General features: G+C 68.2%; 17 protein-coding genes and 1 tRNA gene. 14 read left to right on the plus strand and 4 right to left on the minus strand.

What is annotated here, in order from left to right; translation table 11 throughout:
• Positions 1 to 55 precede the first annotated feature (55 nt).
• From rplU to AB0J62_RS07710, 5 genes are all read left to right on the plus strand, one after another.
• Positions 56 to 370 carry a 50S ribosomal protein L21 gene (gene rplU, locus AB0J62_RS07690; protein WP_134103758.1) on the plus strand — a complete coding sequence of 105 codons (315 nt, stop codon included), beginning with the start codon at positions 56 to 58 and terminating at the stop codon, positions 368 to 370.
• 12 nt (positions 371 to 382) lie between these two features.
• Positions 383 to 643 carry a 50S ribosomal protein L27 gene (rpmA, locus tag AB0J62_RS07695; RefSeq protein WP_130381076.1) on the plus strand — a complete coding sequence of 87 codons (261 nt, stop codon included), beginning with the start codon at positions 383 to 385 and terminating at the stop codon, positions 641 to 643.
• A 228-nt stretch (positions 644 to 871) separates the two neighbouring features.
• Positions 872 to 2,443: a GTPase ObgE gene (gene obgE, locus AB0J62_RS07700; protein ID WP_363865557.1), complete on the plus strand. Its 1,572-nt coding sequence runs from the start codon at positions 872 to 874 to the stop codon at positions 2,441 to 2,443.
• Positions 2,443 to 3,555, plus strand: coding sequence for a glutamate 5-kinase (proB, locus tag AB0J62_RS07705; RefSeq protein WP_363865559.1), 1,113 nt, complete (start codon positions 2,443 to 2,445; stop codon positions 3,553 to 3,555). The genes obgE and proB overlap by 1 nt, the downstream gene beginning before the upstream one ends.
• A 62-nt stretch (positions 3,556 to 3,617) precedes the next feature.
• Entirely contained in the window at positions 3,618 to 4,862 is a 1,245-nt protein-coding gene (locus AB0J62_RS07710; protein ID WP_363865561.1) for a glutamate-5-semialdehyde dehydrogenase, read from the plus strand.
• 23 nt (positions 4,863 to 4,885) lie between these two features.
• Here AB0J62_RS07710 and AB0J62_RS07715 read toward each other — a convergent pair whose 3' ends face one another.
• Both AB0J62_RS07715 and AB0J62_RS07720 read right to left on the minus strand, forming a co-directional pair.
• Positions 4,886 to 5,551, minus strand: coding sequence for a 4'-phosphopantetheinyl transferase superfamily protein (locus AB0J62_RS07715; protein WP_363865563.1), 666 nt, complete (start codon positions 5,549 to 5,551; stop codon positions 4,886 to 4,888).
• Positions 5,548 to 6,126 (minus strand): PadR family transcriptional regulator, encoded by a 579-nt coding sequence (locus AB0J62_RS07720; RefSeq protein WP_363865565.1) that lies wholly within the window; start codon positions 6,124 to 6,126, stop codon positions 5,548 to 5,550. Before AB0J62_RS07720 ends, AB0J62_RS07715 begins: the two co-directional genes overlap by 4 nt.
• A gap of 65 nt (positions 6,127 to 6,191) precedes the next feature.
• Here AB0J62_RS07720 and AB0J62_RS07725 point away from each other — a divergent pair, with 65 nt between their 5' ends.
• Complete coding sequence (locus AB0J62_RS07725; protein WP_363865567.1) at positions 6,192 to 7,076, plus strand: alpha/beta hydrolase; 885 nt, start codon at positions 6,192 to 6,194, stop codon at positions 7,074 to 7,076.
• Here the strand turns inward: AB0J62_RS07725 and AB0J62_RS07730 are convergent.
• On the minus strand, positions 7,063 to 7,926 hold the full coding sequence (locus AB0J62_RS07730; protein WP_363865569.1) for a winged helix-turn-helix transcriptional regulator: 864 nt from the start codon (positions 7,924 to 7,926) through the stop codon (positions 7,063 to 7,065). The genes AB0J62_RS07725 and AB0J62_RS07730 overlap by 14 nt on opposite strands.
• Positions 7,927 to 8,008: 82 nt before the next feature.
• Between AB0J62_RS07730 and AB0J62_RS07735 the strand changes: the two genes are divergently transcribed.
• Positions 8,009 to 9,220, plus strand: a complete 1,212-nt coding sequence (locus tag AB0J62_RS07735; RefSeq protein ID WP_363865571.1) for an MFS transporter — start codon at positions 8,009 to 8,011, stop codon at positions 9,218 to 9,220.
• Here AB0J62_RS07735 and AB0J62_RS07740 read toward each other — a convergent pair.
• Positions 9,144 to 9,602 (minus strand): Lrp/AsnC family transcriptional regulator, encoded by a 459-nt coding sequence (locus AB0J62_RS07740; RefSeq protein ID WP_134097109.1) that lies wholly within the window; start codon positions 9,600 to 9,602, stop codon positions 9,144 to 9,146. The genes AB0J62_RS07735 and AB0J62_RS07740 overlap by 77 nt on opposite strands.
• A gap of 144 nt (positions 9,603 to 9,746) precedes the next feature.
• On the opposite strand from AB0J62_RS07740, the gene AB0J62_RS07745 reads away from it, so the two are divergent.
• The 7 genes from AB0J62_RS07745 to AB0J62_RS07775 all read left to right on the plus strand — a co-directional run bounded on the left by AB0J62_RS07745 (position 9,747) and on the right by AB0J62_RS07775 (position 13,366).
• Complete coding sequence (locus AB0J62_RS07745; RefSeq protein ID WP_363865573.1) at positions 9,747 to 9,875, plus strand: hypothetical protein; 129 nt, start codon at positions 9,747 to 9,749, stop codon at positions 9,873 to 9,875.
• Between the two features lie 76 nt (positions 9,876 to 9,951).
• On the plus strand, positions 9,952 to 10,110 hold the full coding sequence (locus AB0J62_RS07750) for a hypothetical protein (protein WP_363865575.1): 159 nt from the start codon (positions 9,952 to 9,954) through the stop codon (positions 10,108 to 10,110).
• A 21-nt stretch (positions 10,111 to 10,131) separates the two neighbouring features.
• Positions 10,132 to 10,743, plus strand: coding sequence for a nicotinate-nucleotide adenylyltransferase (gene nadD / locus AB0J62_RS07755; RefSeq protein ID WP_130438946.1), 612 nt, complete (start codon positions 10,132 to 10,134; stop codon positions 10,741 to 10,743).
• Positions 10,744 to 10,750: 7 nt separating this feature from the next.
• Positions 10,751 to 11,143, plus strand: a complete 393-nt coding sequence (gene rsfS / locus AB0J62_RS07760) for a ribosome silencing factor (protein WP_350850393.1) — start codon at positions 10,751 to 10,753, stop codon at positions 11,141 to 11,143.
• Positions 11,140 to 11,784, plus strand: a complete 645-nt coding sequence (locus tag AB0J62_RS07765) for a histidine phosphatase family protein (protein ID WP_363865578.1) — start codon at positions 11,140 to 11,142, stop codon at positions 11,782 to 11,784. Before rsfS ends, AB0J62_RS07765 begins: the two co-directional genes overlap by 4 nt.
• Positions 11,785 to 12,154: 370 nt before the next feature.
• Positions 12,155 to 12,227 (plus strand) — tRNA-Ala (locus AB0J62_RS07770).
• A 185-nt stretch (positions 12,228 to 12,412) separates the two neighbouring features.
• The gene (locus AB0J62_RS07775) at positions 12,413 to 13,366 is read left to right on the plus strand and encodes an alpha/beta hydrolase (protein WP_363865580.1); all 954 of its coding nucleotides are present in this window, start codon (positions 12,413 to 12,415) and stop codon (positions 13,364 to 13,366) included.
• The last annotated feature ends 592 nt before the right edge of the window (positions 13,367 to 13,958 follow it).

Here is a 13,958-nt window from a genome sequence, read left to right on the forward strand (position 1 = left end):
CAGGTCTGTGCAGGCCCCCGTAAGTTTTCCGAACCAGCAGAGAGTGAGATCCACGGTGTACGCGATCGTGCGCAGTGGCGGCACCCAGCAGAAGGTCGCCGTCGGCGATGTCATCGAGATCGACAGCCTGACGGACAAGGTGGGCGACACTGTGTCCCTTCCGGCGGTCCTCGTCGTCGATGGCGACACCGTGACGACCGACTCTGCGGCGCTGGCCAAGGTGGCCGTTTCGGCTGAGGTTCTCGGCCGCTCCAAGGGCCCGAAGATCACCATCATGAAGTACAAGAACAAGACCGGTTACCGTAAGCGCCAGGGGCACCGTCAGCACTACACCCAGGTCAAGGTCACCGCGATCGACGCGAAGAAGTGAGCTGATTACCAAATGGCACACAAAAAGGGAGCGGCCTCGACCCGCAACGGTCGTGACTCCAACGCGCAGCGCCTCGGCGTGAAGCGGTACGGCGGTCAGCTGGTCAACGCCGGCGAGATCATCGTCCGTCAGCGTGGCACGCACTTCCACCCGGGCAACCTGGTCGGTCGTGGCGGCGACGACACGCTGTTCGCGCTGGCCGAGGGCCACGTGGAGTTCGGCACCCGGCGCGGTCGCCGCGTCGTCAACATCGTCCCGGCCCCGGCGGAGTAACACCGCCACCCGGACGTACTGCAAGCTCTGAAAAGGGCGGGTCGCGGAATACCGCGCACCCGCCCTTTTGCTGTACCGAAGGACGTCTCAGGGGTCAACCCCCGAGATGGCCGGTTGCGGACCGAGAACCTTGCTCCGCAACCGGCAGACTCAGGGGTTGACCCCTGAGACGCCCGCTGGAGTCGGCGGGCTGATCGGCAGATATCAAAGGAAGTAGGCGCAACACCGATGGCAATCCCCAGCTTCGTCGACCGCGTGACGGTGAATGTCGCCGCGGGCCGCGGCGGAAACGGCTGCGCCTCGGTGCACCGGGAGAAGTTCAAGCCCCTCGGCGGTCCCGACGGCGGGAACGGCGGTGACGGCGGCAGCGTGATCCTGCGCGTCGACCCCGACGTGACCACGCTCGTCGACTACCACCGCTCCAGCCACCGCACCGCCACGAACGGTGCCCAGGGCAAGGGCGATCACCAGTCCGGCAGCAACGGCGGCGACGTCATCCTGCCGGTCCCCGACGGCACAGTCATCAGCACGCCGGACGGCGTCGTGCTCGCGGACCTCGTCGGCCCCGGCGCGGAATTCGTTGCTGCCCAAGGCGGCAAGGGTGGTCTGGGCAACGCCGCGCTGGCCAGCAGCACGCGCAAGGCGCCTGGATTCGCCTTGCTGGGTGAGGACGGCGAGGAGCGCACACTCGTCCTCGAGCTGAAGGTCGTCGCTGACATCGGCCTGGTCGGCTTCCCCAGTGCGGGCAAGTCGTCGCTCGTGGCCGCGATCAGCCGCGCCCGGCCGAAGATCGCCGATTACCCGTTCACCACCCTCATCCCGAACCTCGGCGTCGTCGTTGCCGGTGACGTCACGTTCACTGTTGCCGACGTACCGGGTCTGATCGAGGGTGCGAGCGAGGGGCGTGGGCTCGGGCACGACTTCCTGCGGCACGTCGAGCGGTGTGCGGCGCTCGTACACGTCATCGACTGCGCGACGTACGAGCCGGGCCGTGACCCGCTCAGCGACCTCGACACGATCGAGGCCGAGCTACAGGCGCACGGCGGCCTTGAGGACCGGCCGCGGCTCGTTGCCCTGAACAAGATCGACGTACCCGACGCGCGCGAGATCGCCGACATGGTCCAGGCCGAGCTCGAGCAGCGCGGCCTGCGCGTGTTCCCGATCTCGACCGCTTCGCACGAGGGGCTTGAGGCCCTGAAGTTCGCGATGGCCGACATCGTCGTACGGCGTCGCGCGGAAGAGGAGAAGCCCGACACCACGCGGATCGTGATCCGGCCGCACGTGCAGGGTGGTCCTGAGTTCAAGGTGAAGAAGCTGCCGGACGACGCCGGCTGGCTGGTGCAGGGCGACAAGCCCGAGCGCTGGGTCCGGCAGACCGACTTCGCGAACGCGGAGGCGACCGGGTACCTGGCCGACCGGCTGAACCGGCTCGGCGTCGAGGACGAGCTGCTGAAGCTGGGTGCGGTTTCCGGCGACGCGGTGATGATCGGCGACGGACCGAACGCGATCGTGTTCGACTTCGCGCCCGACGTCCTGGCCGGTGCGGAGATCCTGGCCCGGCGCGGTGAGGACCACCGGCTCGAGGAGGACCGCCCGGCGGCTCAGCGGCGGCGGGAGAAGGACACCGAGTACCACGCCAACAAGGGTGTTCGGACCGATTACAAGCAGGAATGGGGCGAGGACGAGGTCGACTTGTCCCCGGCCGAGGCGAAACGAGCAGCGGTGAAGGCGGAGAAGCTGGCGCGCAAGGAAGCGCGCGAGCTCGAAGCGGCGGCAGAAAGCACAGATCAGGACTTCTGATGGACGCTCGCGCGGAGGTCCTTGCGGCCACGCGAATCGTCGTGAAGGTCGGCTCGTCATCGCTGACCCAGCGCGGCAAGATCGACCTCGAACGGCTCCGGCTGCTCGTCGACGCCGTCTCGGCGCGACGGGTGGAGGGGGCCGAGGTCGTGCTCGTCTCGTCCGGCGCGATCGCCGCCGGCCTGGCCCCGATGGGTTTGCGGTCGCGACCGCGGGACCTGGCCACGCAGCAGGCTGCTGCATCGGTCGGGCAGGGCCTGTTGATGGCCCGCTACAGCGATGCGTTCGCGGCGCACGGGCTGCGGGTGGGGCAGGTGCTGCTGACCGTCGACGACGTGACGCGTCGCAGTCATTACCGCAACGCGTACCGTACGTTCGCGCGGCTGCTCGAGCTGGGCGTCGTACCGATCGTGAACGAGAACGACACCGTCGCGACCACCGAGATCCGCTTCGGCGATAACGACCGGCTCGCCGCTCTGACCAGTCATCTGGTCCACGCCGACCTGTTGCTGCTGCTGTCCGACGTTGACGGCCTGTACGACGGTGATCCGCGCAAACCTGGGACGTCGATGGTCACCGAGATCCGCGGTGCCGCTGATCTGGAGCCGCTCGCGATCGGCAAGACCGGGTCGTCCGGCGTCGGCACCGGTGGCATGCAGACCAAGGTCGAGGCGGCCGCAATCGCCACAGAGGCGGGGATTCCGGTCATCCTGACCTCGGCCGGGCGCGTCGGCGAGGCTTTGCGCGGGGAAAAGGTCGGCACTCTCTTCCACCCCACCGGCCGCCGCCGCAAGACCCGGCTGCTGTGGCTGGCCCACGCGACCTCAGGCCAGGGCGTACTGCGTCTGGACGAGGGGGCCGTCCGCGCGGTCACCCAGCGCCGCGCCTCCCTCCTCCCGGCCGGAATCTCTGCAGTAGAAGGCACTTTCTCGGCCGGCGACCCGGTCGACCTGGTCTCACCGTCGGGCGTCGTCATCGCTCGCGGCCTGGTCAACTACGACGCCAGCGAACTCCCCGGCCTCCTCGGCCGCTCCACCCGAGACCTGGCTCGCGAACTGGGCGCGGCGTACGAACGCGAGGTCGTCCACCGCGACGACCTGGTACTGCTGTGAACAGGTCTTCCGAGGTTGAGACGACGGGTTATCAACCGGAGCAACGGATCTAGGATGAGCGAGTGAGCGAGATCATCGAGCTGGCGCGGCGGGCGCGCGAGGCGTCGTACGCCTTGGCTGACGCGTCCCGGGCGACGAAGGATGCGGCGCTGCACGCGATGGCGGCGGCGTTGCGCGAGAACACGGACGCGATCGCCGCGGCAAACGCTGTCGACGTCGCTGCGGCGCGCGAGGCGGGTACGCCGGAGTCCACGGTCGACCGGTTGGCGCTCAACCCGGCCCGCGTCGACGGGATGGCGACCGGGCTGGAGCAGCTCGCCGGGCTGACTGACCCCGTCGGCGAAGTGGTCCGCGGGTACACGCTGCCGAACGGGCTCGAGCTCCGCCAGATCCGGGTGCCGTTCGGCGTGGTCGGCATCATCTACGAGGCCCGGCCGAACGTGACCGCCGACGCTGCGGGCATCTGCCTGAAGTCCGGCAACGCCGTACTGCTGCGTGGCTCGTCGTCCGCTGCGGAGTCCAACGCGGCGATCATCGCCGTACTGCGGGGCGCCGCCGAGGCATGCGGGCTGCCGGCCGATGTGATCCAGGGTGTGGCGACGGATCGCGCTGCCGTGAAGGAGCTCATGCAGGCGCGCGGGCTGGTCGACGTACTGATCCCTCGTGGTGGTGCCGGCCTGATCCAGACCGTCGTCGGCGAGTCGTCGGTGCCGGTGATCGAGACGGGCGTGGGGAACTGCCACGTGTACATCGACGCGGATGCCGATCTGGACCTCGGGCTCGAGATCCTGCTGAACTCGAAGACTCAACGGCCGAGCGTCTGCAACGCGGCTGAGTCGCTGCTGGTCCATTCCGCGGTTGCGGACGAGTTCCTCGCGCGTGCTCTGCCTGCCCTGGCCGAGGCCGGCGTGACGGTTCACGGTGATCCTGCGGTAGTTGCTGCTGGCAAGGATGTTGTCGCGGCAACCGAGGAGGACTTCGGCACGGAGTACAACTCGCTCGACCTGTCGGCCGCGGTGGTGGATTCGCTCGAGGACGCGGTGCAGCACATCCGCCGCTACAGCTCGGGTCACACCGAGGCGATCATCACCCGCTCGCAGTCCGCGGCCCGCCGCTTCACCCAGGCGGTCGACTCCGCGGCGGTCGTCGTCAATGCGAGCACGCGCTTCACCGACGGCGGCGAGTTCGGCTTCGGCGCCGAGATCGGCATCTCCACCCAGAAACTTCACGCCCGCGGGCCGATGGGTCTGCCGGAGATGACATCGACGAAGTACATCGTCATCGGCGACGGCCAGATCCGCACCTGAAGCCGGGCTGATCGCGCCACAGGTCAGCTCAGCAGTGGCGTCGCGTCCTGGACCCGCACGACCGGCGGCTCTGCGCTCACCACGGCCAGAGCTGCCCGGTGATCCGCGCCCACCTCGAGCTCCTGCACCTGAATCCCGGTCGGCACCGTCGCCCGTAGCTCTCCGCGCAAGCCGACCCCGGTCGCCTTCAGCACAGCTTCCTTCCGCGTCCAGTACGTCGTGAACGCCCGCGCCTTCGCGATCCCGTCGTACCGCTCAAGTTCCCGCGCTTCCTCCGCGCTCAGCGCAATCCGAGCCACGCCGTCAACATCCATCCCCGGATCAACCTTCTCGACATCAAGCCCCACCGGCTGATCCGAGAACGCCACCCCGACGAACTCGCCCGAATGCGTCACCGACAACTCCACGCCGTCCGCCCGGACCTTCCCATGCGGCTTCCCACACTCGGAGCACGTCCGATCCAACCGAATCCTTGCTGGCAGCAACGAAAACCGGGCCCCGAGCACCCGCCGCGTGATCGTCACCCCCAGCAAGAAGCGCGCCTTGTCCTCATCCCGCAGGTACGCCGCCAACCGCTCTCGCTCGACCGGATCCAGATCCCGCGCAAAGGCATCCCGAGCCCCGCCAACCCGCGCCCACCACACCTCGACCCCCGCCGGCAGAGCGTTCTGGCTGATGTCGTCCGTCACACCGGGCCTGGTGTCCACGTCAGTTTGCCGGTGCGAAGGTCGTGCAGGACGCCGTCGATCCACTTGGCCTCGGCGACGGCAACAGCGACCTGATACTCCGTCTCCAGCAGCGCGAACCGGGGGATCGGCTGACCGTCCACCTCGGACCGCAGCTCCAGTTGCAGCTCGGCGATGCGCTTGGTCAGCGACTCCCGGCGCTGGCTGAGCAGCTCACCCGCCGTCTCCGGCGTCACCAGCATCACGAACGACAACCCCGCCGGGAACTCCGGGAACTCGTTCCGCGGTGTCGTCAGGATGTCCGCCAGCCACTCCCGGCAGACTCTCCGTCCCTCGTCGGTCAGGTGGTAGACCGTCCGCTCCGGATAGCGCTCGTCCTGCTCGGTCGCGCCGGCCGTGAGCAGCCCGGCCTCCTCGAGCCGCACGATCATGCGGTACAGGCTGGTCCGCTGGCCGACGTTGACGACCTGGTCCTTGCCCCACTGCTTGATCAGCCGCTGAATCCCGTACGGATGCATCGGCCCGTTCTCCAGCAGGCCGAGGATCGCGAGTGCGAGCGGTGAGCGTCGAAAAGTCACGCCCCCAGCATAGGGGGCAAAGAAACTAGTTGCAATGTAACTAGATCCCATGTAACTATCGATCCATGAAGACCGCAGAACTCACCCAGGGCACCGTGACCTCCCGCGACGGCACCGAGATCGGCTACTACAAGACCGGCCAAGGTCCCGCCGTGGTCGTGCTGCACGGCAGCATGGAGTCCGCCCGCAGCCACACGCTCCTCGCGGAAGCGCTGGCGTCAGACTTCACCGTTTACCTCCCGGATCGCCGCGGTCGCGGCCTCTCAGGACCGCACCGCGCCGGCCACACGGTCCGCACCGAGGTCGAGGACCTCGAAGCCGTCCTCGCCGCGGCCGGCGCGGACCGCGCGTTCGGCGTCAGCGCCGGGGGAGCGGTCGTCCTCGAAGCCGCCCGCACCCTGCCGCTGCAGCACATCGCGCTCTACGAGCCCGCGATCGTCGCCGACGGCGCCCCGCATCGCGAGTGGCTGACCCGCTTCGACCAGGAGATCGCCCGCGGCGACCTCGCCGGCGGGATGGTCACCAGCATGTTCGGCTTCGAGATGGCCCCGGCGTTCCTCAAGGTCATACCCCGCGGCCTGCTCCGCCGGATGACCGAGAAGATGATGGCCAAGGAGGAGCGTCAGGCTCCCGCCGATGCCATCACCATGCGCCGGCTCGCCCCCACGATCCACGCCGAAGGCACGATCGTCGCCGAGCTCGGCGGCACCTTCGACAACTTCCGCACCGTCGCCGCCGACGTACTGCTCATGGGCGGCACCAAGGGCCTTGCCGGTCTCAAGTCCGGCCGCGCCACCCTCGAGAAGGTCCTTCCGCACTGCCGCCGCATCGAGTTCGACGGCTACGACCACGGCTCGTCGTCAGACCCCGGCGGCGTCAACCCCACCGGCAAGCCGGAGGCCGTACGGCGGATCGCCGAAGAGGTGAAGGCGTTCTTCAAGCAGTCGTGAGCGCCCACTCGACGGCATCTGCGATATCAACCACCGGATACCGCACAGCCTTGACGACCCGATCGGCGCCGATCACCAGCACGACCCGCTTCAATCGCTCGTACCCACCCGCACGGAAGGTCGGCAACCGCAACGCCGCCACCAGCTCCAGGTCGAGGTCCGACAGCAGCAGGTGGGGAATCTCCTCCGCCCGCGCGAACGCCTGCTGCTCGTCGGTCCGCTGCGTGCTCACCCCGCGCACGGCGATCCCGCGAGCAGCAAACTCGTCGTACCGACCCGCGAACAACCGGTTCTCCAGCGTGCACCCGCTGGCCCCGGCGATCTCGTTCCAGCCGTCCGGCAGGGGAGTCGGCCGCCCGGTCGCCGGATACCCGAACAGCACGGTCGCCCGCGCATCCGCGTCCACCACATCAACCGTCGTACCGGTGATCGACGGCAGAGCGACGTACGGGACCCGCTGACCCACCAGCTCGTGCAAGCGATGCGCCGGCGGCTCGTCCTCCGAGTTGGTACCACTCAGAGACCCATCGCCGAGCAGCCACCGATCGCCCCAGTCCTGCAGCGCGACGAGCACCGGCAGCAACGCCCGCCCGCGCTCGGTCAGCTGGTACGCATACCGAGTCGGCCGCTCCTGGTACGCCGACCGCGAGACGATCCCGCTCTCGAGCAGACCGTTCAGCCGCTCGGTCAGCACCTTCCGGGAGATGTGCAGCGACTCGGCGAGCTGGTCGAACCGCTCCAACCCACGCGCCAGATCGCGGACGACCAGCAGCTCCCAGCCGTCGCCGATGACACTGAGGGACTGCGCGATCGCACAGTCCGGCTCAGGCGAGAAGGTGCTCCGCCGCACGACGTACTCCTTCGATTCCGGTTGCCACCACGCTAGCCGTCCGAGTAAGTTCCTGTTAGGAACTTACTACAGGAGGGCAAGCATGTACTGGCGCCGGATCGCGGACCTGCCCACCTGGCTCAAGGCCGTCATGGTCGGCCAACTCGTCAGCTCCGCCGGCGCGCTCGCCTGGATCTACCTGACCCTCTACCTGGTCGAGGATCGCGGCATGTCGGCGCAACAGGCCGGATTCGCGGCAGCGGCGTACGGCATCGGACTGCTCGGCGGCAACCTCGGCGGCGGGTGGTTCGGTGACCGCTTCGGCCTGCGGACGGCGGCAGTCGCCAGCCAACTCGCCTGGGTCGTCACCTGTTGCGCGATGCCCCTGGTCGGCACGTCCTGGATCGGCGTCGTCGCCGCGCTCGCCGGGCTGTGCGGTGGTGCGAGCCGTCCGAACCTCAGCGCTCTGGTCGCAACCGCGCTCCCGGTCGAGCGCCGTCGCGAGGGCATCGCTTTGTCCCGGACGGCGAGCAACGCCGGCTTCACGATCGGCCCGCCGCTGGGCGGACTGCTGGCGGCGTACAACTTCTCGCTGGTCTTCCTGGTCGACGCCGTGACCAGCCTCGTCATGGCCGCCGTCATCTGGCGCTTCGTGCCGGCGGCCCGCCGTACGGCGTCGGTCCGCGTGCACGGTCTGTGGAAGGCGCTGGCCCGCGACCGCTCGGTACTCGTGCTGCTCGCCACGATCGTGGTAGTCGACACCGTCTACCGCCAGATCTTCGCGACCATGCCGCTCCTGCTCCGCGATGCCGGTACGCCGGCCGTCGCGTACGGCGTACTCATAGGTGTCAGCTCCGTCGTGATCGTGCTCCTCGAGGCGCCGCTCGCCGTACGGCTCCGCGGCCACCGCGCGAACCGGGTCATCGCCATCGGCTTCGCGCTGGTTGGCGCGGGGCTCGCGATCCTGGGCGTGTGGCCGGCGCTCGTCGGCGCGGCGCTGGCGATCGTCGTGATCACGGTGGGGGAGATGCTCTACAAACCGACCGCCACCGCGCATGTTGCCGATGCGGCGCCGGAGGGGATGGTCGGCCGGTACTCCAGCCTGTACGCCGCCGCCTCGATCAGCGGCATGTTCCTGGCGCCGGCGCTCGGCGGGTCGGCGTACCAGCACGTCCCGGGAGCGCTCTTCCCGGTCGCGGCCGCGCTCGCGGTTGTAGCCGCCGTCGTCCAGTCGCAGGTCAGGTCGGCTGATCGGGGAGCGGAGCCGGCCGGCCCTCCCAGCGGGTCGAGAGGACGACCGTCGTCCGTGTCCTGACCACACCGTTGACGCGCCGCAGCGAGCCGACGACCGCCTCGAGCTGCGTGACGTCCGCGACCCGGACCTTGACCACGAGCTCCTGGTCGCCGGCCACGAACCAGCAGTCCTCGACCGCGACGATGTCCCGGACCTGCTCGACGATGTCATCGGTCTCGACGTCGTCACGCTGGAACAGCCCGATCAGGGCGCTCGTGCCGAGTCCGACCTGATCCGGCGCGACCACCGCGCGGTACCCGAGAAGCACGCCGCGCTCCTCGAGCCGACGTACCCGCTCCTGGACGCTCGGACCGGACAGGCCCACCTCGCGGCCGAGCTCGGCCCAGCTGGAGCGGCCGTTCAGCCGGAGCGCCTCGATCAGCTGCCGATCGATCGCGTCCATGACGCCTCCTGTTCACCACAGATTCTAAGGTCTGGAATGTTTCAGACCTTTAATTCGTTTGTGACAACGTAGTTCAAACCGTACAATTTGAGGTACTGGGGCCAGTCCGCCCCAGCTCCGCCGCACCAACCCAGTGAAGGAAACATGATCACCCCCGAAGTTGCCCGTGCCCACATCGACGAGCGGCACCGCGTCGCAGCGCGGGCCCGCCGCGCCCACGCCGTACCGTCTGCCTGGCGCCGGCTGCTGACCCGTCACGTCCGCCACAGCTGACCTATTTCACGCGACCGGTACCCGCCTGGGCCACCGGTCGCTGTTGTCCGGGCGGTCACGAGATAGGCTTCGCATCATGTTCTCGATCCTCGTGCCGCAGGTGGCGGCCATCGAATCGGCCGCCGTCGAGGCGTCACACATCTCGAAGTGGTGGTTTGGCGGGTTCGCGCTGTTCGTGCTCCTCCTGCTGCTGCTCGTCACCGTCATCATGGGTAAGGGCCGGCCGCACAGCTAGGCGGCTGCTTGAAGGGCTGACGTGGCTTCTGTGGAGCGGGTACGACGCATCGGTGTGATGGGTGGCACTTTCGACCCGATCCATCATGGCCACCTTGTCGCGGCCAGCGAAGTGCAGGCGTACTTCGATCTCGACGAGGTGATCTTCGTTCCGACCGGCCAGCCGTGGCAGAAGTCGGACAAGAAGGTCTCCCCGGCCGAGGACCGGTACCTGATGACCGTGATCGCGACGGCGTCGAACCCGCGCTTCTCGGTCAGCCGGGTCGACATCGACCGGCCGGGTCCGACGTACACGATCGACACCCTGCGCGACCTGTCCAGGCTGTACCCGGACGCCGAGCTGTTCTTCATCACCGGCGCCGACGCGCTCGCCCAGATCCTCACCTGGCGGGACGTGGACGAGATGTTCAAGCTCGCCCAGTTCGTCGGCTGCACCCGGCCGGGGACCGAAAGCCTCGAGCTGCCGCTCGACCAGCTGCCGATGGACCGGATCACCCTGCTCGAGGTGCCGGCGCTGGCGATCTCGTCGACCGAGTGCCGCGCCCGGGTCGCCAAGGGCAACCCGACCTGGTACCTGGTGCCGGACGGGATCGTCCAGTACATCGCCAAGCGTGAGCTCTACACCAACCGTTAGGACCTGTATGTCTGCCAGTGAACGCGCCATCGAGCTGCTGACCGCGGCTGCCGAAGCAGCCCACGACAAGAAGGCCGAGAACGTCCTCGCCTTCGACGTGTCCGAGCAGCTCGCCATCACCGACGCGTTCCTGGTCGCCTCCGCCTCCAACGACCGCCAGGTCCGCGCGATCGTGGACGCGATCGAGGAGAAGCTTCGGGTCGACTTCGACGCCAAACCGGTACGCCGCGAGGGCGCTCGCGAGGGCCGCTGGGTGCTGCTCGACTATCTCGAGATCGTCATCCACGTCCAGCACGACGAGGAGCGCGCGTTCTACTCCCTCGAGCGGCTCTGGCGCGACTGCCCGGTCATCGCTTTGCCGTCGCCCGTGCCTGGCTCGGCACTCCCCGGCGCCGAATGACCGCGGGGAGACTGATCGTCTGGCGCCACGGCCGGACGGAGTGGAACCTGCAGGACAAGATCCAGGGCCAGGCCGACATCCCACTGGATTCGGTCGGCCTGTCCCAGGCCCGCTCCGCCGCCGCCCGCCTGGCCGCCCTGGCACCGACGCGACTCTTCGCCAGCGACCTCCAACGCGCGGTCGCCACCGCCGGTGAGCTCGCCGCCCTGACCGGCCTCAAGATCGAGTACGACGAAGCGCTCCGCGAGATCGACGTCGACGACTGGGCCGGCCTCACCTCGGCCGAACTCGCCGCCATCAACCCCGAAGCTGCCGCTCGCATCCAGAGCGGCGAACCCCAACGCCGCGGCACCAACGGCGAAACCGTCGAAGAAGTCGCGGCCCGCTTCAGCGGCGCCCTCAAACGCATCTCGGAGGAAGGCACCTCCGAAGACACCATCGTCATCGCCACCCACGGCCTCGCAGGCCGCGTCGGCATCTGCCTGTTCCTCGGCATCCCCCAGCCCAACTGGCCCGCTTTCGGAGGCCTGGCCAACTGCAACTGGGTCTCCCTCCTCAACGGCCGCCGAGGCTACCGAATCGAAGAATGGAACGCCGGCTCCCTCCCCGAACCAGTCATGAGCGACGATCCTCAGAAGTAGCTGGTGTACGCCGCGCAACAGCCCAAAGGACACCGCTCCGCGGCGACTGCCCTATCGGCCGGCTTCGCCGGCGTCGGGCGTGTTCGGCTGCGACTGCACCGTCGCGGAGTGCTGTTCGGGATGCGGTCTGAAAGGCATGGTGCGACACCAGGCGACGCTGCCTTCAAATAGTGCAATTGTCAGGCCGTCGGCGGGCAGAGCATGGTGCCAGGCACTGTCCGCGCGGCGTACAGACAGCGGTGAACAAGCGTGCCACCAGCCTCTCAAAGGAGGGCAACAGGGCTGTCGCACACCTCACCAGCCCCACGAGCCAACCGATTTTTCTTTGCCGCCCCCCATCCGCTAAACTTCCGGAGTCGCAAGACACCGCGGGGCTTTGGCGCAGTTGGTAGCGCGCTTCCATGGCATGGAAGAGGTCAGGGGTTCGAATCCCCTAAGCTCCACCGCAGGTCAGAGGCTGGTTCCCACTCGGGACACCGGCCGCTTCTGTGACCTGAGTGACTACCGGTTTCGAGGCAGGATCTCGTCCATCGCTTCGGCGCCCTCGGTCTGTACCGGCCGATAAAGCGTCTCCCGCCGACCGCCCAAACGGTCGCCACCTGCCCGCCCTGGCTGCTACCAATGCGCCATGGTGGAGATACGTACGCACGTGCTTGAGACGGACCGAGGCGAGATCGTGGTCGAGGACGGCGGCCCGGTGGACGGGCTGGCGGTGGTGGTGCATCCGGGGAGTCCGGGATCTCGGTTGCTGTTCGGCGCGGGCGCGGAGGTCGCCTCGCGGTCTGGGCTTCGTTTGGTGAGCTTCGACAGGCCGGGGTACGGGTCGCGGCCTGCGGTGCCGGGGCGGACGGTCGCGGACACGGCGGTGGAGACCGGGATGGTCGCGGACCGGTTGGGGCTGGAGCGGTTCGCAGTCTGGGGGTTCTCCGGCGGCGGGCCGTACGCGCTCGCGTGTGCCGCGATGATGCCCGCACGGGTGGTCGCGGCCTGCGTGTTCGCGTCGCCCGCGCCGTACGCGCCGGAGGATTTCGACTATGCCGAGGGCTGGTCGGATGGGGCACGCGCGGAGCTGGAGCGGTACTTCACCGATCGGGAGACCGCGCGGGCGAACTGGCGGCAGGACGCGGAGTCGATGCTGGCTAGGTTCTCGGACCCGGAGGGCTGGCTGGAGCGCTGGGGCGACCGTGCGGAGCAGGATGTGGCGCACAGCCGAGAGGTGGCCGAGTACCTCGCTGCGGACGTGCGCGAGAGCCTGGGCAACGGCGACCAGGGCTGGTGGGACGATTGGGTGTCGCTCATCGAGCCCTGGGGATTCGACCTTACCGGCATTCACGTGCCAGTAAGGCTCTGGCATGGGGCGCGGGACCGGAACATGCCGCTCGTGCACGGCCAACGGATCGCGCAACTCGTGCCTGGAATCGAGGCGTCCTTCACCGACGAAGATCACACGACAATCGAGGACGACCACCGCATCGAGGCGTACGAATGGCTCACTAGCCGGTGGCAGGCCGACAGGTCTGTCGGCACCGCAGTGCACCAAACCCAGACATCCTTGATGAGAGCCCGCGAACGCCGGTGCTGAGTGACTAATTGAGTGACAACGGGGCGGCACAGCATTGGACGATCACGGACGTTGATGGACGGCGGCTAGGCGAGCACACCCTGCCGCCTGGCGGCAGGGTGTGAATGGCATGGAAGAGGTCAGGGGTTCGAATCCCCTAAGCTCCACCGCAGGTCAGAGGTCCTCCCCCACGTGGAAGGGCCTTTGTTCTTTGACGGGGAGGCAAATCGGGAGGCTGGGGTCTCCAGTGCCTGAGGGATGCCGCCGCTCTACCCGCCGAGTTACTCGGGCTAGAGGCAATCTCACACCGCTCCCGAGATCGCCGGTCAGACTCGTAGCGTGACCTGCACGACCTGAGCCGAGGCTACGCGCAGGGTCTGGGGGTCCAACGCAGCTCGCGACCGAACCTCCCCGTCGTACGCTTCGACTCCCAACTGTCGTGTTGGTGGAGAGCGTGCTTGCTGTAGCCGATCGGCTTTCATTGCGCTTGGATCTGAGTAAGCGTTAGGCCGTCCGTCTCGCAGTCGCGGAGCGCTGAGCGCATCCGTTTGGCTGTTTCTATCCTCATCTGTGTTGCGCAGATGAGGATAGAACTGACGTCGCAACTTCTCGC

Source organism: Kribbella sp. NPDC049584 (genome assembly GCF_040675555.1).
Classification (GTDB): Bacteria; Actinomycetota; Actinomycetes; order Propionibacteriales; family Kribbellaceae; genus Kribbella.